Source organism: Chitinophaga chungangae, from assembly GCF_017742215.1.
Taxonomy (GTDB): Bacteria; Bacteroidota; Bacteroidia; order Chitinophagales; family Chitinophagaceae; genus Chitinophaga; species Chitinophaga chungangae.
Genome location: NZ_JAGHKP010000004.1, coordinates 852,078 through 874,364, shown reverse-complemented (window position 1 = coordinate 874,364; position 22,287 = coordinate 852,078). Strand labels below are relative to the sequence as shown.

At 54.1% G+C, this 22,287-nt stretch carries 18 protein-coding genes and 1 riboswitch; of the genes, 5 read left to right on the top strand and 13 right to left on the bottom strand.

All coding sequences use genetic code 11. The features are described from left to right. Positions 1 to 245: 245 nt before the first annotated feature. On the bottom strand, positions 246 to 635 hold the full coding sequence (locus J7I43_RS23090; RefSeq protein ID WP_209148346.1) for a single-stranded DNA-binding protein: 390 nt from the start codon (positions 633 to 635) through the stop codon (positions 246 to 248). A 181-nt stretch (positions 636 to 816) separates the two neighbouring features. Further along, a riboswitch (TPP riboswitch) is annotated at positions 817 to 909 on the top strand. Between the two features lie 90 nt (positions 910 to 999). Here J7I43_RS23090 and J7I43_RS23085 point away from each other — a divergent pair. Continuing rightward, complete coding sequence (locus tag J7I43_RS23085; protein WP_209148345.1) at positions 1,000 to 3,375, top strand: TonB-dependent receptor; 2,376 nt, start codon at positions 1,000 to 1,002, stop codon at positions 3,373 to 3,375. A 55-nt stretch (positions 3,376 to 3,430) separates the two neighbouring features. Here J7I43_RS23085 and J7I43_RS23080 read toward each other — a convergent pair whose 3' ends face one another. The 3 genes from J7I43_RS23080 to J7I43_RS23070 are packed head-to-tail and all read right to left on the bottom strand — an operon-like array spanning position 3,431 to position 6,157. Beyond that, complete coding sequence (locus J7I43_RS23080) at positions 3,431 to 4,129, bottom strand: LytR/AlgR family response regulator transcription factor (protein ID WP_209148344.1); 699 nt, start codon at positions 4,127 to 4,129, stop codon at positions 3,431 to 3,433. Positions 4,130 to 4,131: 2 nt separating this feature from the next. After that, a complete protein-coding gene (locus J7I43_RS23075; protein WP_209148342.1) occupies positions 4,132 to 5,187 on the bottom strand; it encodes a sensor histidine kinase in 1,056 nt (351 codons plus the stop codon). After that, a complete protein-coding gene (locus J7I43_RS23070) occupies positions 5,171 to 6,157 on the bottom strand; it encodes a histidine kinase (protein WP_209148340.1) in 987 nt (328 codons plus the stop codon). Before J7I43_RS23070 ends, J7I43_RS23075 begins: the two co-directional genes overlap by 17 nt. 218 nt (positions 6,158 to 6,375) lie before the next feature. Here J7I43_RS23070 and J7I43_RS23065 point away from each other — a divergent pair, with 218 nt between their 5' ends. From J7I43_RS23065 to J7I43_RS23050, 4 genes are read left to right on the top strand one after another with little or no spacing between them, the layout of a single operon-like run. Then, positions 6,376 to 9,426, top strand: a complete 3,051-nt coding sequence (locus J7I43_RS23065; RefSeq protein WP_209148338.1) for a SusC/RagA family TonB-linked outer membrane protein — start codon at positions 6,376 to 6,378, stop codon at positions 9,424 to 9,426. A gap of 12 nt (positions 9,427 to 9,438) precedes the next feature. Next, the gene (locus J7I43_RS23060) at positions 9,439 to 10,776 is read left to right on the top strand and encodes a RagB/SusD family nutrient uptake outer membrane protein (RefSeq protein ID WP_209148336.1); all 1,338 of its coding nucleotides are present in this window, start codon (positions 9,439 to 9,441) and stop codon (positions 10,774 to 10,776) included. Positions 10,777 to 10,804: 28 nt separating this feature from the next. After that, a complete protein-coding gene (locus tag J7I43_RS23055) occupies positions 10,805 to 12,040 on the top strand; it encodes a TlpA family protein disulfide reductase (RefSeq protein ID WP_209148335.1) in 1,236 nt (411 codons plus the stop codon). A gap of 14 nt (positions 12,041 to 12,054) precedes the next feature. Further along, positions 12,055 to 13,227 (top strand): TlpA disulfide reductase family protein, encoded by a 1,173-nt coding sequence (locus tag J7I43_RS23050; RefSeq protein WP_209148332.1) that lies wholly within the window; start codon positions 12,055 to 12,057, stop codon positions 13,225 to 13,227. A gap of 69 nt (positions 13,228 to 13,296) precedes the next feature. Here the strand turns inward: J7I43_RS23050 and argH are convergent, their stop codons facing one another. From argH to J7I43_RS23005, 9 genes are read right to left on the bottom strand one after another with little or no spacing between them, the layout of a single operon-like run. Further along, positions 13,297 to 14,628 carry an argininosuccinate lyase gene (gene argH, locus J7I43_RS23045; RefSeq protein WP_209148330.1) on the bottom strand — a complete coding sequence of 444 codons (1,332 nt, stop codon included), beginning with the start codon at positions 14,626 to 14,628 and terminating at the stop codon, positions 13,297 to 13,299. 10 nt (positions 14,629 to 14,638) lie between these two features. After that, a complete protein-coding gene (locus J7I43_RS23040; protein WP_209148328.1) occupies positions 14,639 to 15,217 on the bottom strand; it encodes a GNAT family N-acetyltransferase in 579 nt (192 codons plus the stop codon). Between the two features lie 4 nt (positions 15,218 to 15,221). Continuing rightward, positions 15,222 to 16,295: a M20 family metallo-hydrolase gene (locus tag J7I43_RS23035; protein ID WP_209148326.1), complete on the bottom strand. Its 1,074-nt coding sequence runs from the start codon at positions 16,293 to 16,295 to the stop codon at positions 15,222 to 15,224. A gap of 2 nt (positions 16,296 to 16,297) precedes the next feature. Further along, positions 16,298 to 17,095 carry an acetylglutamate kinase gene (gene argB, locus J7I43_RS23030; RefSeq protein ID WP_209148324.1) on the bottom strand — a complete coding sequence of 266 codons (798 nt, stop codon included), beginning with the start codon at positions 17,093 to 17,095 and terminating at the stop codon, positions 16,298 to 16,300. 2 nt (positions 17,096 to 17,097) lie between these two features. Then, positions 17,098 to 18,051: a Rossmann-fold NAD(P)-binding domain-containing protein gene (locus tag J7I43_RS23025; protein WP_209148322.1), complete on the bottom strand. Its 954-nt coding sequence runs from the start codon at positions 18,049 to 18,051 to the stop codon at positions 17,098 to 17,100. A gap of 34 nt (positions 18,052 to 18,085) precedes the next feature. After that, positions 18,086 to 19,210, bottom strand: coding sequence for an aspartate aminotransferase family protein (locus tag J7I43_RS23020; protein ID WP_209148321.1), 1,125 nt, complete (start codon positions 19,208 to 19,210; stop codon positions 18,086 to 18,088). A 31-nt stretch (positions 19,211 to 19,241) separates the two neighbouring features. Further along, positions 19,242 to 20,216, bottom strand: a complete 975-nt coding sequence (gene argC / locus J7I43_RS23015) for an N-acetyl-gamma-glutamyl-phosphate reductase (protein ID WP_209148315.1) — start codon at positions 20,214 to 20,216, stop codon at positions 19,242 to 19,244. A 5-nt stretch (positions 20,217 to 20,221) separates the two neighbouring features. Next, on the bottom strand, positions 20,222 to 21,421 hold the full coding sequence (gene argG / locus J7I43_RS23010; protein WP_209148313.1) for an argininosuccinate synthase: 1,200 nt from the start codon (positions 21,419 to 21,421) through the stop codon (positions 20,222 to 20,224). Positions 21,422 to 21,459: 38 nt separating this feature from the next. Further along, positions 21,460 to 22,230: a GNAT family N-acetyltransferase gene (locus tag J7I43_RS23005; RefSeq protein ID WP_209148311.1), complete on the bottom strand. Its 771-nt coding sequence runs from the start codon at positions 22,228 to 22,230 to the stop codon at positions 21,460 to 21,462. Between the last annotated feature and the right edge of the window lie 57 nt (positions 22,231 to 22,287).

Below are 22,287 nucleotides of genomic sequence, written 5' to 3'. Positions count from 1 at the left end.
ACATTTCTTTGGAAAAAGAGGAAAGCAACGTCCTGTTTCTTCCCAATTCGCTGGCAGCGGATCATAACATTTCATTTGAAAAGAGAAAAAGGCGCTCCCATTTTTTCTTCCATTCACTGAAAACAGATTTTACATTTCTTCGAAAAGGAAAGCAAGCAACCCTCAATCCTATTCAACGAAAAGTTCACAATCTTCCTTCGAAAAGAAAACGATATTCCCATCCTCCATTCGCAGCAACAAATCACCTAAAACGGCAGATCATCCATAGGTTGCTCCGGTTCCCCCATCGCTTTTCCGCCGTCCGATTTATCGTCCGGGCGCTGCGCGCTCGCCAGCAACTGTACGTTTGTTACCCGCAGCTTCAGCGATACCGCCTGCTGGCCTTTTTTGTCCGTATACATTTCAATGTAAGGCGTGCCCTCCACGTACACATAAGTTCCCTGCACCAGGTAAGGCCCGATCGCATTCGGCGCCCATAACGCGCAGTTGGCCCAGATCGTCCGCTCCTGCACCTCCCCCGCAGCGTTCTTAAATCTTTCGTTGTGCGCCACGCTGAAGTTCAGCACCTTTTTGTCGTTGACGGTGTTCATAATGGCATCTTGTCCCAAATGCCCGATTAACGAGAGTTTGATCATCTCAATGATGGTTAAAGGTTAACAATAATTACAAAAAACTCGTGCAGGGGATTGTAAGCAGGATGTATGGTGGTTAACATTCTGAAGTTATGAAAAAAAACCGAACGGAAAAATATTTCCCACAAATTCCACAATGCTGGCTACCTTTGCGGCAGAAACCGGATCTCCTTCTTTCAGATCCCTTTTCACCTCGGGGTGCCTTACTATCAGGCTGAGATCAAACCCGTTGAACCTGGCCAGGTAATGCTGGTTAGGAAAGGTAAGCGAACGTTTCTCCTTACCTGTTTTTACGATAGTTGACAGCAGATGCCCGGCATGTGCTGTGACCAGTCATGAACATTATTATGTGATAAACAGGATGAAAATGAAAACAATGATCCTGCTTGCGCTGATAAGCCTTTCCGGCTTCGCGCAGGCCCAAACCAGGGTGTCGGGCACGGTAACGGACCGCAACACCGGCAAACCGCTCGAAGGCGCCACCGTAGCCATTCTCAATGGTCCCAGCACCTTTACCAACGCCAAAGGTCAATACCGCATCACCGTTCCCGCGCAAACTGCGCCCATATTGCAGGCCAGCTTTCTCGGCTTCACCGCCCAACGCGATACCCTGCAGCCCGGCGTTTCCTCGGCCGACTTTGCATTGCTGGAAACCGGCCTCTTCGTAAAAGCCGTTGAAATCGCCAGCCTCCGCGCCGGAAGAAACGCTCCCTTTACCAAAAGCGAGCTTAACAAAGAAGATATCGCCAAACAAAACCTCGGACAGGACCTGCCGCTGCTGCTGAACCAGCTGCCCTCCGTAGTCACCAGCTCCGACGCGGGCGCTGGCATCGGCTATACCGGCCTCCGCGTGCGCGGCAGCGATATCACCCGCATCAACGTGACCGTGAACGGCATCCCCGTAAACGACGCCGAATCGCAAGGCACTTTCTTCGTGAATATGCCCGACTTCGCTTCTTCCGTCAACAGCATCCAGCTGCAACGCGGCGTGGGCACCTCCACCAACGGCGCCGGCGCTTTCGGAGCCACGCTCAACCTTTCCACCAACGAATACAACGAAAAAGCATACGGCGAAATAAACGCAGGCTACGGTTCGTTCGACAGCTGGAAAACCACCGTGAAAGCAGGTTCCGGCCTGATCAACAACCATTTCACCATCGACGCGAGGCTGTCTAAGATCTCTTCGAACGGGTATGTGGACAGGGCTTCTTCAGACCTCAAATCTTTCTACACTTCCGCCGCTTATATCTCCAAAAAAACAGCGGTACGCTTCAACGTTTTCTCCGGCAAGGAAAAAACCTACCAGGCCTGGAACGGCATCTCACAGGGCGACCTGGACACCAACCGCACCTACAATCCCAGCGGCGCCATCGCCTCCAAACCCGGGCAGTTTTACGATAACGAAACGGACAATTACCAGCAGGACCATTACCAGCTGTTCCTCAACCAGTCTCTCCGCCCCGACCTGAACTTCAACGTGGCACTGCATTACACCCGCGGCCGCGGTTATTACGAGAACTACCTCAACGGCGAAAGTTATTCCACCTACGGCGTGGAACCGCCCGTAATGAACGGCGCGCCGGTGACCTCCACCGATCTGATCCGCCAGCTGTGGCTGGACAATCATTTCTACGGCGGCATCTTTTCTTTCCGCCAGGAGTTGAAACGCTTTAACTGGAGCGCCGGCGGCGGCTGGAACCGGTACGACGGCAACCATTACGGCAAAGTGATCTGGGCGCAGAACGGCGGTTTTGATAAGGACCATCGCTGGTACGATCTCGATGCGCAGAAAACGGATTTTAATATCTATTGGAAAGGGGAAATGTCCATCACGGAAAAACTCCGCGCTTTCGTGGACGTACAGTACCGTCATGTGAAATACGAGCTGAACGGCTTCCGCAAAAACCCGGGAATCGTACGGAATGAAGATTACAATTTCTTCAACCCCAAAGCCGGCCTCACTTACCAGCTGAACGACCAGCAACACGTGTACGCATCGTACGCCATCGGCAACAAAGAGCCTAACCGCGACGACTTTGAAGCCAGCGCCACCGAAACGCCAGAATACGAAACGCTGCGCAACCTCGAAGCCGGCTACGTGCTGCACGCACAGCGCGCAGGGCTGCAAGCCAACGTATATTACATGAACTACAAAAACCAGCTGGTGCTTACCGGCAGGGTCAACGATGTAGGCGCGTACGCCAGGACCAATATCCGGGAAAGCTACCGCCTTGGACTTGAGGTGGAAGGGTACTACAACCTTTGCCCCCGGCTTACCCTCGCGGGCAACGCCGCGCTAAGCAGGAACCGCATTCCCGAGTTCTCGGAATTTGTGGACGACTGGGATAACGGCGGACAAAAAACCGTGAACTATACAGACCGCGATATTTCGTTTTCACCCGAACTGATCTTCGGTTACACCGTTACCGCAAGACCGGTGAAAGGGTTGAGCGTAGACTGGGTGGGCAAATACGTCGGCCGCCAGTACCTGGACAATACGTCTGACATTGCGCGCAGCCTGAAATCGTACCTGGTGAACGACCTGCGCTTCAACTATACGCTTCCGCAAACCTTCTTCAAAGAACTGAGCCTGCAGCTGACGCTCAACAATATTTTCGACGTGAAATATGCGCCCAACGGCTTTACGTATGCCTATATCGAAGAAGGCGTGCAGAAAGCGCAAAACGCGTACCTGCCGATGGCGGGATTTAATTTCATGACCGGTGTGAAGATTGTTTTCTAGGCATCCACATCAGTTAAAAAAACTGCCCCGGCGATATGCCGGGGCTGTTTTTTTATCACCCAAGTTTCATCGTTTCATAAAACTGCCGCACATAAGTATCCCCAACCGGCACAAGATGCGGCCCCATAAAAACCCGCTGTTTCTCCACACTGTCCACTTTGTTGATCGCGATGATGAAAGATTTATGCACTCGGATAAACTGTTGGGGAGGAAGCGCTTCTTCAAAGCTGCGAAGGTTCTGCAACGTAAGGATCTTTTGCGTGACGGTTTGTATCGCTACGTAGTTCCGCAATGCTTCTACGAACAATATTTCGTTGAGGTCTACGCGGATGATGCGTTTGTCCGTCCGGATAAAAATAAAACCCGGCTGCGCGGGAAGCGGCGCGGCGTGGGCGGCCTGCCGCTGTACGACTTTCTGCACCGCCTTCACAAAATTCGGGAAAGGGACGGGTTTAAGCAGGTAATCGACCGCGTCATAACGAAAACCTTCCAGCGCATATTCGTCGTAGGCAGACACGATGATCACATCCGTGCCGCTTTGCCGCATCTGCATAAATTCCACGCCGGTAAGCTCGGACATTTGAATATCGAGGAATACGAGCTTCACTTCCGGGCGCTGCTGCAGGAAAGCCAGCGCTTCCAGCGGGTTGTTGAACGTGCCCGCCAGCGAAAGCTCCGGCATTTTACGGACGAACTCCGTGATCACCTGTACCGCCAGCGGCTCGTCGTCTACTACAATACATTGTAAGGCCATATCTACCAGCTTATGTGTAAAGTGCTGTTATATTCTTCTTCGGAATTTTCTATCTGAAGCTCGTACTGCCGGGGATACACCAGCTCCAGCCTCCGGCGCACGTTATCCAGCCCGATGCCGCCCGTTTTATCTTTCCTGCGGGTCATTTTGAAATTATGAACCGTGAACGCGAACCGCTGCGGGCTGCATTCCAGCCGGATCGTAACGGGTTTTGCGGGCTGGTTGGCCACGCCATGTTTGAAAGCGTTTTCCACAAAAGGCACCAGCAGCATCGGCGCAATGCGGCAGGCCTGCGGGTCGCCATCGATGAATAACTGCACGCAATTATCGCAACCCGTGCGCAGGCGGTGAACGGCGATAAAGTCTTCCAGGTATTTGATCTCGTCGCTGAGCGGGCTGCGGTATTCGGCGGCGGGCGGCTGCTCGGTCATATATTCGAGGATGTGAGACAGCGTGCGCGTGGCGTCTATCACCTGCGGGCTGCGCACGAGCGCCAGGGAATAGATGCTGTTGAGACTGTTCATCAGGAAATGCACGTTCAGCTGTGTTTTTAGGATACCCATTTCGGCTTCCTGCTGCTGGCGGCTGAGCTGCTGACGGCGTTTGTCCGCCTCCAGCCATGCGCGGAACAGCACGTAGGCCATGGCCGCGCAAAGCACCCAGCCATGCGTCCAGAAAGCGGAGCGGGCGTATGGCCAGAAAGTTCTGTAAAGTTTGACGTGATTGTCGCGGTAGCCCTGGTAGAGCACTTCTTCGCGGAAAAAATTATCCGCGATAAAATATTTCAGCAGTGTAACGCCCGCCACCAGCAATAACAGCCGGGCCAGCATGGGCAATACTTTTCGGCCTTCCAGGAACTGCGGGAAAGGCCAGCGGATCGCGGTGTAGAATAACGTGAAATTAAGCAGGCCAAAAACGCCTTGGTGAATATGCAGGTAACGCCAGCGTACCGGAAACCCCGTGCCGAGAACGGCGAGGCCGTACATCAGCAGCAGCCAGGCGGGCAGCAGCACGGCCAGCTCTTTCCACCGGCGGATGTTCTCAGGCGGGAGCGGCATAAACGGGCATTTTAAAATGATCGGCCTGGTAACGGTGCAGCCAGGCGATGAACTGCTGGCGCCAACCGGTGTGCGCCGCGGAAGAAAGCGCGAGCGTATCGGCCCCGATGTCCAGCCGGAGCACAACGGGCGCGTGGGCAGACTGGCGCGCGAGCAATTGTTCCGCAGCAGACTGCAGCTGCAGCGGCGTTACATAACGGCCTTCGGCGGGCCCGGTGAGATGCAGGCTCACGGGTTGCCCCGGGCAGAGGCGGTTGTGCAGTTTCAGGTAAATATCGAAGTAATGAAGTTCTTTTTCCAGCGGCGCTTTATCGAGCCGCACGGCTTTGTCGTACAACATGTACCGCAATAATTCGGAGAGTTGAAGAATGGCTTCGGCGCCTTCACCGTCTCGCCGCTGCTCGTCTGCCAGCACCGTTTCCAGCGCTTTGAGCTTACGCAGCAGCAGCTGCGAAGAAAACTGCATGCGCGTGTATTGGCGATGCGCTGCCGCGGCGGCTATTTCCAGGCGGCGGCCCGATTTATCGCCCGAGCGCCAGAGCAGGAAAATATAATATGCGCAGGCCGCGAAAGCCACGCCGATACCGGTTCCGAGGCTGATGCGAAAATATTGCCAGAAAGAAAAATAGGTCTTTTTAAATCCTATCAGCGCAATGGCGCGCTGCAGCACTTCGTCTGGCCAAATAAGGCCCACGGCGTATTTAATGCCGCAGAAACCGATCACCGTTGCAGCCACCAGTGCGGCGGCGAGGCCTTTTTTCCGCATGGCATAGGGGGTCAGCACATGAAATACGAGCAGGTAAAAAAGGTTGAAATTGATAAACCCATAAACGAAATACCGCACCAGCGTATAGCGCAGGCCGAACGTACTGTTCCAGTTCACGCGCAGCGCCGGGAAAACGTACAGTCCTACCAGGGCCATCCAGATGGCGAGATGCACAGCGTAACGGTATCGGTTAATATTGTTCATAAGACAGCTAAGATACGCCATAACAGTGCATTTGAGGCGTTTTTTTTCGTACCTGCGAAAGGGGCGATCGTACCCGCGGAAGGGGCGTACGTACAGTTTTTTGAAGGCGTATTCCCTATCCGGCTTACATTGTGCCTCGCGGGATCATCCACCCTCCGTTAATCAAAAACCAACCGGTATCAGCCGAAATCAACCACCCATCAACCAAATCAACAGCTATGAAGCGATTTTATCTCTTATCTCTTGCCTGTATGATGAGTATGGGCGCCATGGCCCAGCAGGTAATCAGGGGCACGGTGCGCGATTCGCTCACCAAAGCGCCCATTCCCGGCGCCACTATCAGGGTGGTGAACGGCAGCGGCGGGGTTACCGCCAACGAAAAAGGGGAATTTGAACTGCGCGTGCCGGCCAATGCCCAGCTGCGTATTTCTTCTATCGGTTTCGAAACCGTGCTGATCCCCGCCACGGCGGTCATCAAACCGATCATGCTCACCACCACGGCGCTGTTACTCAACACCCCGGTGGTAGTGGGTTACGGCACACAGCAGCGCAAAAATCTCACCACCAGCATTTCATCCATCTCGTCCAAAAAACTCGCCCCCGAAAACAACATCGTGAGCGATGTGGGCAAAGCCTTGCAGGGCCGCGTAGCCGGTGTGTTTGTGGCCAACACCTCCGGCTCGCCGGGTAATACGCCCAACATCCAGATACGCGGGGTGCAAAGCGCGCGGGCTGCAGACGCCAACCCGCTGATCGTTATCGACGGGCTGGTAATGGAAGGCAACGGCATTTCGCTGAACAGTATCAACCCGCAGGACATCGAGACCATCGACGTATTAAAAGACGCTGCTTCCGCCGCCATCTACGGCGCCCGCGGCAGCACCGGCGTGATCATCATCACTACCAAAAAAGGCCGCCAGGGCACGAAACCTTCTTTTTCCGTAAACGCCTACACCGGCTTCAACAACGTGCCTTCCACCCGCCGCATGCTCAACTCGCAGGAATATGAATCGGTGTTTAAAGACGCGCGGAACAACCGGCTGGCAGACATCGGCATCCAACTCACCGATCCCTCGCTGACGCCCGTGCAGATCTCGCAGCTGCAAGCCGAGCGCACACGGCTTACTAGCCAGGCGAGCGCGCTGAAAATGGAAAACCGCAGCATCGACTGGATAGACCGCGTGAAAAACAAACGCGCGCCGGTTAACAACATACAGGCCAGCATGACCGGCGGTGGCGAAAAGAACAGTTATTATATGTCCATCGGCCGGTATTCCGAAACAGCGTCCATCGGCACGGGACAGTTCGAACGGTACACCGGCAAGATCGACCTCACGCAGCAGGTAGGCACCTGGCTGAAGCTGAACGGCAACATCAATCTTTCCCAAGGCGTGAACAAAAACAACGCCTACCCGCTGGTAAGCGCGTTCAACGCCCGGCCAGACACGCCGGAAGAGCCCATCCGCCTGCCAAACGGTCAACTGGATTATTACATCGGCCAGCAAAACCACCCGCTCGGCGAGATGCTGGAAAACAACAACAAACGCAGAACACAAACCTGGTTCGGTAACCTCAGCGCCGATGTAACATTGCACCGCACGCTGCAATTCCGTTCCGTGTTCTCCGCCAACAAATACAACGTCAACGGCAACGATTACCAATCGCCGCTGGGCTACCTGGGCAAGTTTAACAAAGGTTATCTGAAAGTGAGCGGTGCAGACAATTTAAATTACAACTTCGATAACTATCTCACCTACAACAACCGCTTCAAACAGCTCGGCGTAAATGCGGTGGCGGGCTACACGTATTACAGCGTGCAGCAAAGCAGCTTCGGTTACGATCTCAACGGTTTTCCCGCCGTGGCCGGCATCAGCGGCGGCAGCGCGGCGGCAAGTTATGGCAGCGCAGGCTCCATTTCTTCGCTCAACGGCACGTCTCTCGAAACCAGCGAAGCCTGGTTTGGCCGCGTGAACCTCGACTGGGACCAGAAATATCTCCTGGGCGCAAGCCTTCGTACGGACGGTTCCAGCAAACTGCATCCTGAGAACCGTTACAGCTGGTTCCCTTCCGTTTCCGCGGGCTGGGACGTTGCGAAGGAAAACTTTATGCTGAAACAGAAAATGATCAGCTTCCTGAAACTCCGCGCCAGCTACGGCATCAGCGGCAACATCCGTCCGCTGGCGAACTTTGCGGCGGAAGACCTGATGAGCGGCACTTCTTATCTCGGGGAAGCGGCATTAAAACTGCGCGACCTCATCGGCAATCCTTCCGTGCGCTGGGAACAGACCAAACAGGCCGATGCGGGTATCGATCTGGGGTTATTTAATCAAAGAGTAAACCTCACCGTAGATTATTACAACAAAACCACGGACGGGCTGCTGAGCAACCGCTTCATTCCCTGGGAATTCGGCGCGCAGAGCATTCCCTACAACGTAGGCAGCATCCGCAACTACGGCATGGATGTGGAACTAAGCGTAGGCAGCCGGCAAAACGCAAAAGTGATGTGGCGCGTGGAAACCAATATGAACTTCAACCGCAACAAAGTGCTTTCCCTCGCCGATTCGGTGATCAGCTACGGCACCTTCATTTTCGGCGGGCCGCAAAGCAACGTAAAAGTGGGCCAGGCCGTGGGCAGCGTGCAGGTATACAATTCGCTGGGCGTAGATCCGCAAACCGGCGATATGATCTATGAAGACAGGAATAAAGACGGGCTGTTCAACGTAAAAGACATGATCTACGTGCCCATCGCGCTGCCGAAATTCACCGGGGGCACCACGCTCACGGCCGGTTACAAAAGGGTAACAGTGGAGGCGTTGTTCAGCTACGTGGTTGGCACAAAAATCTATGACTATTACGAACAATCGCTGCGCAATTACGATATGGACTGGTTCGGCGTAATGCCCAACAAATTCGACATCGTGAACAGCCGCTGGCGCAAACCGGGAGACGTTACCGAGGTGCCCCGCGCGATCGTAGGCCAGCATGGCACGGGCAAAACCACCGACTGGAATTACCGCCCCTCCACGCAATTCGTATACGACGCCAGCTACCTGCGCCTGCGCAATCTCATGGTATCCTACGATCTGCCGGAACGATTGCTGGACAAAGCTTCCATCGGCCGTTGCAAAGTGTACTGCTCTGCGCAGAACCTTTTCACCGTTACCAAATATATCGGGTTCGACCCGGAAGCGGCCTCCAACAGCGGCATCGTATCCAGCAACCTGCCGAATGCCAGGGCCATGGTATTGGGCATAGACGTATCATTCTAAAACAAGCCAGCCATGACGACACGCAACATACTACTCTCCTTTTCCGCCATGATCGCATTTTCCGCCTGCAGCAACAAGCTGGACGTAAGGCCGGACAATCTCGTGGCCCCTTCGCAGGTGAACAGCCAGAACCTTCCGCTGGTGCTGAACGGCGCCAAACTGGGGCTTACCAATAATTCATTCTACGGGTATTTCTGCCTCTCCGATTATATGAGCGACGATGTGCAGGGCCTCAGTCTTGCCGGATACGAAAGCTGCAACATTCCCATCAACGACAACACGCTCACTTTCGCCTACCGTTATCCTTACCAGTGCATTGCCAATGCCAACGCGGTGATCAGTTACGGCGAAGCGCACGCTTCAGAAACCGCGCTCAACGCCACCGTTGGCGAAGCCCGGCTGCTGCGCGCTTTTGCCTACACCATCCTGCACGAACAATTCGGCAAAGTGGCGATCATGAAAGGCGGCGAAGACCCGCTTACATTGCCTGAGCGCAACAGCGAGGCGGACGTAAAAGCTTTTATAACAGCAGACCTGAAAAAAGCGGCAGACCTTCTCCCCGATCACACGGGGCAAACGCTGAAAGCCAGCAAACAGGCCGCACAGCTGCTGCTGGCGCGTTTTTATCTCAACGAAGGAAAAAACACCGAAGCGCTGAACCTCGCGGAAACCGTGATCGCTTCCGGGAAATTCGCGCTGCAGCCGGATAAGTACGGCGACATTTTCAAATACAATACGGCTTCCAAAGAGATGATCTACGCCATCGCGGAAACCTCCAGCGGCAACAGCCTGAACTACGGCCTGCCCAACGTGTACGGCCCGGGCGGAAAGAACCCGGACGGCACTTCCATCGCCGGCGGCGGCAGCACCTGGATAGACAGCACGATGGTGAAAACCTACGAAGATACCGATACACGCAAGGCCTATTACGTAAAGAAAACCGGCTCGTCCATCACGATCGAAGTGTATTTCCTCACCAAATTCCCGATGGAAGTTACGCCTGCCTATCCCATCTGCCGCTTCAGCGAAGCGTATCTTATAGCTGCGGAAGCCAAAGCCCGCACCGGCGTGGTGGATGTGGCGCGTTTTAACGAACTGCGCGGCAAACGCGGCGCAAGCCTGAAAACCAACGCGGATTTCGCGGACGCGCAGGCATTCCTGGACGAGATCGAAATGGAAAGAAGAAGGGAGTTTGTGGGCGAACGCCAGCGCTGGAACGACATGCGCCGCTTCGCCAAAACAAAACCCTGGCTCGCGGGGCTTCGCCAGCCCGAAGGCCATGTGCTGATGCCCGTGCCCGAACGCATCCTGACCTTGAACCCCAATGTGAAACAGAATGCAGATTATTAAACAACAAAATCAAAAACGCAATAACCCGATGAAGAACGCAATGTTGACAGCAGCCCTGGTGGCCGCATGTGCAACGGCAAACGCCCAGCAGGCGCCGATGCCGAAGCAGATCACTGTGAAAGGAAAAGTTAAGTTCGACGTGCCCGAAGGTCAGCCGAGAAAAGTATGGCTGAGCCGCGACAACGGAACCGGCAAACCCGAAGTAGTGGATTCTGTGGAAATGGGGAAAGACCTGACCTACAGTTTCCGCATCAAACAAAACCACCCCGGTATTTACAAACTCAACGTGATGTACTGGGACCATATCACCTTCTGGAGCGATGCAGACGTGAGCGTGAGCAGCCGCGGGTACGACACCGCGAGAATTAAAATGAAGATCCCGCATTTTTATTACGTACAGGGCTCCCGCGACAACGATTTCATCAACCAGATGGAACTCAACAGCACGAATGGTTACCTCCGCAGCGTGGAAGATTACAACCTGGAATATTATGCCAAACAGCATAAGGAAAAAACCGGCGACAGCGCCTGGATCACTTACCTGAACACAAGGCCGCGGTACAACAAAGCCGGCGACGACGCTGAAATGCGCCGCGACCTGCTGCTGAAAATTTATAAAGACCGTCCCGTGCTGATCTACGCCCTGCGCTACGCCGGCAGCCCGGAAGATACCACCGCTTACAACAACACCCTAGCGCAGCTGGACCATTTGCTGAAATTGTATCCCTGGCTCAGCGAAGCAAAGAATCTCAAAACCACCATCATCAACAACCGCGCGCAAGCCATGAAACTGAAACCCGGCCAGCAGGCGCCGTCCATCAGCTACCCGGATGCGATGGGGCAATTGCAGAACCTGGAAAAATACAAGGGCAAATATGTGCTCGTCGATTTCTGGGCCAGCTGGTGCGGGCCTTGCCGCCAGGCAATCCCGAAAGTGAAGGAATTGTATGCCGGGTATAAAGAAAAAGGCCTTGAAGTGGTAAGCATCAGCATCGACACCGATAAAAAAGCCTGGGCAAAAGCCATGGCCGACGAAAAAATGCCCTGGGAACAACTGCTGAGCAGCAATAAAGATAAAACGATGGCAGACTTCCAGTTCAGCGGCATCCCCACGCTGTACCTGCTGGACCGGGAAGGGAAGATCATAACGAAATACACCGGCTACAGCCCTGAAGCCGAAGCAGGTATCAAAGCCGCGATAGATAAGGGCGTAGCGGCGAAACCCGCCGGCGAAAGAAGAGTAATGCAGGCCGCAACCATGTAAACACCATACACCGCATGAAACAAACCATCCTCACTATCCTCACCCTGGCGCTGGGCGTAAACAGTTACGCCCAGCAAAACTTCACGCTCGACGTGCAGCTTAAAGGCCAGGCGGGGTACAAGCTCAATCTCAGCTACATCCAGCACGGTCAGCGCAAAAGCGATACCGCGCAAATACTTCCGGACGGCACTTACCGTTTCACCGGCACCATCGCCGAGCCGGTGGTGGCCGTGCTGTTCAACAGCAATCCCGCTGCGCGTTTCCAGATGAGCAGCGGCGGCATGTTCATTCCCGGGCCCTTGCTCGAACTGGTGCTGGAGCCTGGAAATATCCGCGTAACGGGCGCTTCAGACGTTTCGTACCTCGCCGCGGTGAAAGGCGGGCCGCTGAATAAAGAACTGTCTTCGCTGAAAACAAACGAAAACCCGCTGGTAAAAGAAAAATGGGAGCTTACCAAAAAAAGCGCGCAGGTATACCGTGAAGGCGATACCGCCCTCGCGTCGAAGCTGCGTGCAAAAGGCAACGCGCTGCAGGCGAAAAAAGACGAGCTGCGGAAATCGTACATCGCCAAACATCCCGCGTCTTTCGTGAGCATGTATCTGCTAAGCGGGCTGTATGAAAGTTATACGCCGGAACAGTTCGAACAGGCGTTCGGCAAACTTTCCCCTGCTTACAAAAACAGCTTCTACGGGAAATACGCAGCCGGGAAGATCGAAAGCGCAAAAGCCACCGCTCTCGGCCGGGTTTCGCCCGATTTCACCAAAAAAGACATGAACGGTCAGCTGTTCACGCTTTCCAGCCTGAAAGGAAAATATGTGCTGGTAGACTTCTGGGGAAGCTGGTGCGGCCCCTGCAGGAGCAGCCATCCGCATATGAAAAGTTTGTACGAAAAATACAAACCGAAAGGATTGGAAATTGTAGGCGTAGCGGAGGAAAAATCGTCTGACATGACCGCTAACGAAAACAACTGGAAAAAAGCCATCCAGTCAGACGGTATACCCTGGGTGCACGTGATGAACAATTACGGGAAAGAAACGAACGACCTGGTGCAGGCTTACGGCGTAACCGGTTTTCCCACGAAATTCCTGTTGGACAAAGAAGGGAAGATCCTTTTTAAACTGATAGGCGCCGGAGAGGAAGGCGATAAGGAGCTGGATGCAAAACTCAGGGAAATACTGGGAGAGTGATCCGCTTGATTTTAGGAAAAGTAAGGCTGGCTGAAGATTTTCAGCCAGCCTATTTTTTTGGAAAAAATATTATTTCACCAAAGCCGCGATGGCCTGGTGTACCTGTTCGAAAGGGAACCCTTTCAGAACATCGTCCATCAGCGCTTTTACGGCCTCGTTGTTTAAGTTGCCGATGCTGCCTTCGTGAGTGTGATGAATGTCTGTATCCGGCTTAAAATTGCCTTTCTCGATATCCAATCCTACTTGTTTATACGCTTCCCGGAATGGCGTTCCTTCCAGCACCAGGCGGTTCACTACTTCCACGCTGAACAGGTACTGGTATTTTTCGTCTTTCAGGATATCTTCTTTGATGCGGATGTTTTCGAGCATGAGCCTGCTCATCTGCAAACAGTTTCTCAGCGTGGTGAACGCCGGGAAAAGATTTTCCTTCAGCAGCTGCAGGTCGCGGTGGTAGCCGGAGGGCAGGTTCACCGTCATCATGGCGATCTCGTTCGGCAGCGCCTGCAGTTTGTTGCAATGCGAGCGGATCAGTTCCCAAACGTCCGGGTTCTTTTTGTGCGGCATGATGCTGGAACCGGTGGTAAGCTCGTCCGGGAAACCGATGAAACCGAAATTCTGGTTCATGAACAAACAGGCGTCCATCGCCATTTTAGACAGCGTGGCCGCGATGCCCGCCAGCGCGAAGGCTACCAGTTTTTCCGTTTTACCGCGGCCCATCTGTGCGTACACCACGTTGAAGTTGAGCGTGTCGAAACCAAGTAGTTTCGTGGTCATGGTACGGTTGAGGGGAAAGCTGGAACCATAGCCTGCGGCGGAGCCCAGGGGATTTTTATTCACCACTTTGTAAGCGCCCTGCAGCATGGTGAGGTCGTCTGTCAGGCTTTCGGCATAAGCGCCGAACCAGAGGCCGAAAGACGAAGGCATGGCTATCTGCAGATGCGTATAGCCAGGCATGAGATGTTGTTTATACTTTTCGCTTTGCGTTTGCAGCAGGTCGAACAGCGATTTCGTTTCGTGCACGATGGTTTCCAGCTCGTGGCGGAGGAACAGTTTGAGGTCTACCAGCACCTGGTCGTTGCGGGAACGGCCGCTGTGTATCTTTTTGCCAGATTCGCCCACCCTTCTCGTCAGCAGCAGCTCTACCTGCGAATGAATATCTTCCACGCCGTCTTCCAGCACAAAATTCCCCGCCGCTATTTCCGCGTAGATCTGCTTCAGTTCTTTTTGCAGCACGGCAAGGTCTTCTTTGGAAAGCAGCCCGATAGATTCGAGCATGGCGATGTGCGCGAGGGAGCCCTGCACGTCGAACGGTGCGAGGTATTCGTCCATTTCGCGGTCGCGGCCAACGGTGAACTGCTCTACTTCGGCGAGCGCTGTTTTATCCTTTTGCCAGATTTTCATACTGCTTCTTTTAAAAATCATATTTGCCGAAGATCCTTTCTTTGATCTCCGGCCATTCTTCCCTGAGTATCGAGAAATACACGCTGTTGAGGAGGTGGCCGTTCCAGGTGATCATATGATGCCGGAAAACGCCTTCCTGTTTGCAGCCGATGCCCAGCATGGCATTGCGCGATTTTTCATTCCGTTCGTCCGTTTTCAGTTCCACGCGGTTCATTCCCCATGTTTCGAATGCGTATTGCAGCATGGCGAATTTCATGGCGCGGTTGAGGCCGGTGCGCTGAAAACGCGGATGTATCCAGGTATACCCGATCTCCGTTCTTTTATGCATCTCCACGATGCTGCAAAAACGCGTGCTGCCTGCCACTTCCCCCGTTTCCTTGTCTATTACCACGTATGGCAGGCACAAACCCTGTTCCCGTTCCCTGAAAGCCGCCTGCATGTACCGTTCAAGATCTTCGCGGCTGCCGATGCGGCCGAGGCCTACTTCCCAGAGAGACGGCTCCAGCGCTACTTCCAGCAATACTTCCAGGTCGGAAGGTTGCATGGGGCGGAGCAATACGCGTTTGTTTCCAAGTACCGGCTGTTCCATGCAGCTAATTTACGCCATTCACGACGGACAGCAGGCGGATATATGTATCGATGCCCTGGCTGATTTCGTCGAGGTAAATAAACTCGTCTGCAGTGTGGCTCCTGGCGGAATCGCCCGGCCCAACCTTTACGGAAGTGGCGGGGATCAACGCCTGGTCTGACGTGGTGGGCGAGCCGTACAGCTGTTTGCCCAGCCCGATGCCGGCCTGCACCAGCGGATGTTCCACGGGAATGAAAGACGGGCGCATCCGCATGCTGCGCGGCGTTACGTCGCACCGCACGTTGGCGCGGATGATCTCCAGCATTTCTTCCAGCGTATATTGATCGGTAGCCCGCACGTCTACCACGAAAGAACATTCCGCGGGAACTACATTGTGGGCTTTGTTTGAAGTTTGAATAACGGTCACGCTCATTTTTACCGGCCCCAGCGTATCAGACACTTTCGGGAAACGGAAATTGCGGAACCAGCTGATGTCGTCCATCGCTTTGTACAATGCGTTCTCGCCTTCGTCCCGCGCGGCATGGCCGGCCTTGCCATGCGCCACGCAATCCAGCACCATCAGGCCTTTTTCAGCTACGGCCAGGTCGGTTTTGGTAGGTTCGCCCACGATTGCGAAATCGATAGCGGGCAGCTGCTCCAAGATACTTTCGATGCCGTTCACCCCGCTGATCTCTTCCTCCGCAGAGGCCGCCAGCACAATGTTGTAAGGCAATCCTTCCCTGTCGTAAAAATGCAGGAATGCCGCGATCAGGCTTACCAGGCAGCCGCCGGCATCGTTGCTGCCGAGGCCGAACAATTTGCCGTCTTCAACAATTGGCGCAAACGGATCGCGGGTGTATTGCGGGTTGGGTTTTACGGTGTCGTGATGAGAATTGAGCAGGATGCTGGGTTTGGCGGGATCGAAATGCCTGTTCACCGCCCAGACGTTGTTGAGATGGCGGTCAGGTTTCACGCCGTGCTCTTCGAGAAAACGCATCAGCAATACCGCCGTGCCATCTTCTTCCCTGCTGAAGCTCGGTGTGGCGATCAGGTCTTTTAAAAGCCGCACTGCATCTTGGTAGCGTTGTTGGTTCCACATAGTTAGCAAATTAAGGTACCCGCTACCGAACCGGTGGTGTTCCTTTGCAGGTCACCGGCATGACCGATGAGCACTTCTTTCACCCCGCTTTCGATAGCGGCAAATGCGTTGTCCAGCTTCGGCAGGATGCCGTCAGACAATGCGCCGTCGGCAAGCAATTGCCGGTAAATATCGCGGTTGATCAGGTTGATCACCGATTCGTCGTCTTCCGCATTCCGCAGCACGCCTTTTTTCTCGAAACAATAGATCAGCCTCACGGTGTAATGCGCCGAAAGCGCCACCGCCAGCGAAGACGCGATGGTGTCTGCATTGGTGTTGAGTATCTGTCCTTTGCCGTCGTGCGTGAGCGGGGCCAGCACCGGCGTGATGCCCGCGTCCAGCAGGAGTTTTACGGGAGCGGTCTGCACCGATCCTTCGGGAATGTCTCCCACAAAACCGTAGTCGATCTCCTTCACGGGGCGTTTCACGGCGGGAATAATGTTCGCGTCCGCTCCGGTAAGGCCGATGGCGTTGCAGCCATTGGCCTGCAATTTGGCCACCACCTGTTTGTTCACCAGCCCGCCGTACACCATCGTTACCACGTCGATCGTTTCCGCATCGGTAATGCGCCGGCCGTTTACATAATTGGCCGCGATGCCCAGCTTGTCGCCGATGCGCGTGGCGATCTTCCCGCCGCCGTGGATCAGCACCTTCAGCGCGGGCACGGCTGCAAAGTCTTTCAGGAAACTGTCCAAAAAAGCCGGGTTATCGATCACGTTTCCGCCTACCTTGATGATGTATACCGTTCCGGGAGATGACATGTTTATCTGTTCTTTAAAATTTCACTCAATACCGCCTGCGCCGCCCATACGCGGTTGCCCGCTTCGGGGATCACGATGGAACCGGGCCCGTCGAGCACTTCGTCTGCGATCACCACATTCCTTCTCACGGGCAGGCAATGCATCACTTTCGCGTCGTTGGTGTTTTTCAGCGTTTCGTTGGTCACCATCCAGCTTTCGTCCGTACAGGTGATCTTGCCGTAATCTTTGTAGCTCGACCAGTTTTTTACGTACACAAAATCCGCTCCTTCCAATGCTTCGCGCTGGTTGTGGATTACCGGCGCTTTGCCGGCGAACTTCGGGTCCAACTCATACCCTTCGGGATGCGTGATGGTGAAGTCCACTTCGTCCCAGGCGTTCATCCACTGCGCGAAGGAGTTGGGAACGGCCTGCGGCAGCGCTTTTACGTGCGGCGCCCAGGTCATTACCACCTTCGGTTTGCGCGGCTGGTTCCAGCGCTCTTTGATGGTGATCACGTCCGTCAGGCTCTGCAACGGGTGAAGGGTGGCGCTTTCGAGGCTTACCACGGGCTTGCCGGCGTATTTGATGAACTGGTTGATATATTTTTCCGTGTAGTCTTCCTCTTTGTTCTTAAGGCCGGGGAACGTGCGGATGGACAGTATGTCGAAGTACTGGCCCATTACAGCGGCGGCTTCTTTCACGTGTTCGGTGGTGTTCCCGTTCATCACAACGCCGTCGTTCATTTCGAGGGCCCATCCTTCCTTATCGATATTAAACACCACTACTTCCATGCCCAGGTTGCGGGCCGCCACCTGTGTGCTCAACCGCGTGCGCAAACTGGGGTTCAGGAAAATCATTCCCAAAGTTTTGTTTTCTCCCAGCCCTTTGTCCTTAAAAGGGTTCTTTTTGTAATCCAGTGCTGTAGCCGCTATTTGCGGCACACCGGGCACGTCGTCCACGGAAATAAATTGTTTCATCGTTGTTACATTTGGTTCCCCGGAGGGAGCACCATTAGTTTAATGCTGTTTTAAATGCGGTTAAAAACTGGTCTGCCTGCGCTTTCGTGAGTGCCAGCGACGGCAGCAAACGGATCACGTTCGGTTTTGCTTCACCGGTGAAAATCTTATGCTTGAATAACAATTCTTTTCTTACATGGCCCAGCTCTTCCGGCAGCTCGATGCCGATCATCAGGCCGCGGCCTCTCACTTCTTTTACCTGCGGGAATTTTTTCAGCTCTTCCATCAGGTAATTGCCCACTACGCCGGCGTTCTCTATCAGCGATTCTTTTTCGATCACTTCCAGCACGGCCAATGCGGCCGCACAGGCGAGGTGATTGCCGCCGAAAGTGGTGCCCAGCATGCCGTACGCGGGTTTGAACTTAGGCGAAATGATGATGCCGCCGATGGGGAAACCGTTGCCCATGCCTTTGGCCATGGAGTAGATGTCCGCGTTCACGCCGGCATGGTCGTGACTGAAAAATTTACCGCTCCTGCCGTAACCGCATTGCACGGAATCCGCGATGAACGCGGCGTTGTGCTCGTCGCAAAGCGACCTGATCTTTTGCAGGAAAGCGGGAGTGGCCACGTTGATGCCGCCCACGCCCTGTATGCCTTCGATGATCACGGAGGATACTTCGTATTTTTTGAAAGCGTCTTCCAGCGCTGCCTGGTCTTCCCAGGGCAGGAACACTACGTTGTCCGTCTCGTTCACCGGCGCCACGATCTTCGGGTTGTCTGTTGCAGCTACCGCCAGTGAAGTACGGCCGTGGAACGCTTTTCTGAAAGCGATGATCTTCTTTTTGCCGTTATGGAAAGAGGCGAGCTTGAGCGCGTTTTCGTTCGCTTCCGCGCCGGAGTTGCAAAGGAACAGCTGGTAATCTTCCTTGCCGGAAATTTTGCCGAGCTTTTCCGCCAGCTGCTTCTGCAGCGGGATGTGGATGGAGTTGGAATAAAAGCCCACTTTACCGAGCTGGTCGGTAAGCCGCTGTACATAATGCGGGTGGGTATGACCGATGGAGATCACGGCGTGGCCGCCATAAAGGTCCAGGTATTGCTGGCCTTTATCGTCCCAAACGGAAGAGCCTTCGGCTTTGGTAATGGTGATGTCGTTTACCGGGTATACGTCGAATAATTGCATTGTAACGTTGTTTCTGAAGGTGGAAGAATGATTAGAACACGATGGACTTGAGCTTCAACCCCGCTGTTTCCTCCAGCCCCAGCAGCAGGTTCATATTCTGCACGGCTTGCCCGGACGCACCTTTTACCAGATTGTCTTCGATAGAATGGATCACCAGTTTGCCTTCCGCTTTTTCAAGCTGGATCAGCACTTTGTTGGTGTTCACCACCTGTTTGAGATCGATCTGTTTCCTGCTCACATGCGTGAAGGGATCTCCTTCGTAATACGATGTGTACAGGTCGTATGCTTCTTCGAGTGATAAATCACAGTTAAGATACGAAGTGATCCAGATGCCGCGCGGATAATCGCCGCGTACGGGCACGAAGTTGAGCGCTCCTGAGAAAGCAGGCTGGAGGCCCTGCAAGGTTCGTCGGATCTCCTTCAGATGCTGGTGCGTGAGCACCTTGTAAGTGGATATATTGTTGGCCCTCCACGTGAAATGCGAAGTGGCGGAAAGGCTTTGCCCCGCGCCGGTGGAGCCGGTGATGCCGGTGGTATGCACTTCGGTGAGCAGTCCCGCTTTCGCGAGCGGCAGCAGCCCCAGCTGGATAGCCGTGGCGAAACAGCCGGGATTGGCGACGTTGCTCGCTTTTTTGATCGCGCTCCTGTTCACTTCAGGCAGGCCGTATACAAACTCGCGGCCTTTCACCGTTTCGCCCAGCCTGAAATCCTGGCTGAGGTCGATGATGTGCACGCTGTCTGCGATATCGTTGGTTTCGAGGAATTTTTTTGCTTCACCATGACCGAGGCAGAGGAATATCACATTCACGCTGTTGTCGATCCCGCTGGTGAACAGCATGTCCGTATCGCCCAGCAGGTCTGCATGCACGGCATGCAGCGGGTTGCCCGCGTTGCTGCGGCTGTGTACGAAAGCCAGTTCCACGTCGGGGTGGTTCAGCAGCAACCGGATGGCTTCTCCGCCTCCGTAACCTGCCCCGCCAATAATGCCTGCCCTAAATCTCTTCATGATCTTTATTTTTTATTTTCTTCATTCACCTGGTGCCAGATCATGGTCTGGTTGCCGAAGATCTTGCTGAAACCTCTCACGTCTTCGCCGCTCCAGCCGGAGTTCATTTCCCCGTATTTGCCGAATTTGCTGCTCATGAGATCGTATGCGGAAGTAATGCCGGTAACCTGGAAGCGGTAAGGCATCAGGGTAACGGATACCTTGCCGCTCACGTTTTCCTGGCTGTGCTGCAGGAAAGCCTCGATGTCGCGCATCACGGGGTCGAGTATCTGGCCTTCGTGCATCCAGTTGCCGTAGAACTGCGCCAGCTGGTCTTTCCAGCTCAGCTGCCATTTGGTGAGCACATGTTTTTCCAGCGCGTGGTGCGCTTTGAGGATCACCATGGGAGCAGCCGCTTCGAAGCCCACGCGGCCTTTGATGCCGATGATGGTGTCGCCCACGTGAATGTCTCTGCCGATGGCGAACGCGCCTGCGATGCCCTGCAGGTAAATGATCGCCTCGGTGGGATGCGTGAATTTTTTATCGTTGACGCCCAGCAGTTCGCCTTTCTCGAAAGTAAGCGCTACCTGCTCGGGCTCGTTTTTGGTCAGCTGTGTGGGCCATGCGTGCTCGGGCAGCATGCCGTTGGAAGTAAGCGTTTCTTTACCGCCCACGGAAGTGCCCCAGATGCCTTTGTTGATAGAGTACATGGCTTTTTCGAAATTCACCTGCACGCCTTTGGATTGAAGGTATGCGATCTCTTCTTCGCGGCTCAGCTTGAGGTCGCGGATGGGAGTGATGATCTCCACGCCGGGGATCATGATATGAAAGATCATGTCGAAGCGCACCTGGTCGTTGCCTGCGCCGGTAGAACCGTGCGCCACGGCGTCCGCTCCCACTTCCTTCACATACTCCGCGATGGCGAGGGCCTGGCTCATGCGCTCGGCGCTTACGCTCAGGGGATAGGTGTTGTTCTTCAGCACATTGCCGAACACGAGGTACCGGATCACTTTATCGTAATAAGAGCGAACCGCATCTACTGTCTTGTGACTTTTTACACCCAGACTGTAGGCGCGTTTCTCGATCTCCTGCAATTCTTCCGCAGTAAAACCGCCCGTATTCACGATCACGGAATGCACTTCATAACCTTTTTCTTCGGACAGGTATTTAACGCAGTACGATGTATCAAGTCCTCCGCTGAAACCCAGTACAACTTTTTTAGCCATCTGTTTTTGTGTCTTTATTTTAAAAATTCATTTTCCGGTTATAACCAGCCGAAGAAAAATCTCTTTTTCCCCGAGCCTGCCGCGCCGCTGCCGCCGCTTTTTCGGGCCGCTTTCAGCAGCACGTATTTTTTATACCGCACCCATCTTTCAAATAGCGAAAAATTGCCTTTGAACTTGCGTTTCTTTTTTTCCTGCTGCATATCGCCCGCGGTGGTCACCACGAGTTTGTTCCGTTCGGCGGCGGCTTTTTCTTCCGCTTCCTTCGCTTTTTCAACGGGGTCGTAGAGCATGGCGGTGCAAAGACAGTTCTTCCTGTTCTTGGCCGTCAGCACATCGAAGTTCACGCAGCTGCGGCAGCCTTTCCAGAATTCCTCGTCGTCCGTCAGCTCGCTGTAAGTTACGGGTTCATAACCAAGGTCTGAGTTAATTTTCATCACGGCCAGGCCGGTGGTGAGGCCGAATATCTTGGCATCCGGGTACTTTTTGCGGCTCAGCTCGAAAATCTTCTCTTTAATGGCTTTGGCAACGCCATGGCCCCTGAAGGCGGGGTTTACAATAAGGCCGGAGTTGGCCACGAACTTTTCATGGCCCCATGCCTCGATGTAACAAAACCCAACCCACTCGCCGCCTTTGGTAAGTGCGATCACCGCCTTGCCTTCGTCCATTTTCAGCTGCACGTATTCCGGGGAACGTTTGGCGATGCCGGTCCCGCGGGCTTTAGCAGAAGCCTCCATCTCATCAGTGATGGTTTTGGCATAATGCTTATCGTCGGCAGTAGCTGCCCGAACGATGATATCTTTATTTTCCAACTTGTTAAAATTGAAAATTGTGATGCAATAAATTGATGAAATCGTTCCGTTTCCGGA

Bases quoted from the DNA above. Each gene is read 5' to 3' on its own strand.
- J7I43_RS23090 (WP_209148346.1), bottom strand. From the start codon at position 635: ATGATCAAACTCTCGTTAATCGGGCATTTGGGACAAGATGCCATTATG.
- J7I43_RS23085 (WP_209148345.1), top strand. From the start codon at position 1,000: ATGAAAACAATGATCCTGCTTGCGCTGATAAGCCTTTCCGGCTTCGCG.
- J7I43_RS23080 (WP_209148344.1), bottom strand. From the start codon at position 4,129: ATGGCCTTACAATGTATTGTAGTAGACGACGAGCCGCTGGCGGTACAG.
- J7I43_RS23075 (WP_209148342.1), bottom strand. From the start codon at position 5,187: ATGCCGCTCCCGCCTGAGAACATCCGCCGGTGGAAAGAGCTGGCCGTG.
- J7I43_RS23070 (WP_209148340.1), bottom strand. From the start codon at position 6,157: ATGAACAATATTAACCGATACCGTTACGCTGTGCATCTCGCCATCTGG.
- J7I43_RS23065 (WP_209148338.1), top strand. From the start codon at position 6,376: ATGAAGCGATTTTATCTCTTATCTCTTGCCTGTATGATGAGTATGGGC.
- J7I43_RS23060 (WP_209148336.1), top strand. From the start codon at position 9,439: ATGACGACACGCAACATACTACTCTCCTTTTCCGCCATGATCGCATTT.
- J7I43_RS23055 (WP_209148335.1), top strand. From the start codon at position 10,805: ATGAAGAACGCAATGTTGACAGCAGCCCTGGTGGCCGCATGTGCAACG.
- J7I43_RS23050 (WP_209148332.1), top strand. From the start codon at position 12,055: ATGAAACAAACCATCCTCACTATCCTCACCCTGGCGCTGGGCGTAAAC.
- argH (WP_209148330.1), bottom strand. From the start codon at position 14,628: ATGAAAATCTGGCAAAAGGATAAAACAGCGCTCGCCGAAGTAGAGCAG.
- J7I43_RS23040 (WP_209148328.1), bottom strand. From the start codon at position 15,217: ATGGAACAGCCGGTACTTGGAAACAAACGCGTATTGCTCCGCCCCATG.
- J7I43_RS23035 (WP_209148326.1), bottom strand. From the start codon at position 16,295: ATGTGGAACCAACAACGCTACCAAGATGCAGTGCGGCTTTTAAAAGAC.
- argB (WP_209148324.1), bottom strand. From the start codon at position 17,095: ATGTCATCTCCCGGAACGGTATACATCATCAAGGTAGGCGGAAACGTG.
- J7I43_RS23025 (WP_209148322.1), bottom strand. From the start codon at position 18,051: ATGAAACAATTTATTTCCGTGGACGACGTGCCCGGTGTGCCGCAAATA.
- J7I43_RS23020 (WP_209148321.1), bottom strand. From the start codon at position 19,210: ATGCAATTATTCGACGTATACCCGGTAAACGACATCACCATTACCAAA.
- argC (WP_209148315.1), bottom strand. From the start codon at position 20,216: ATGAAGAGATTTAGGGCAGGCATTATTGGCGGGGCAGGTTACGGAGGC.
- argG (WP_209148313.1), bottom strand. From the start codon at position 21,421: ATGGCTAAAAAAGTTGTACTGGGTTTCAGCGGAGGACTTGATACATCG.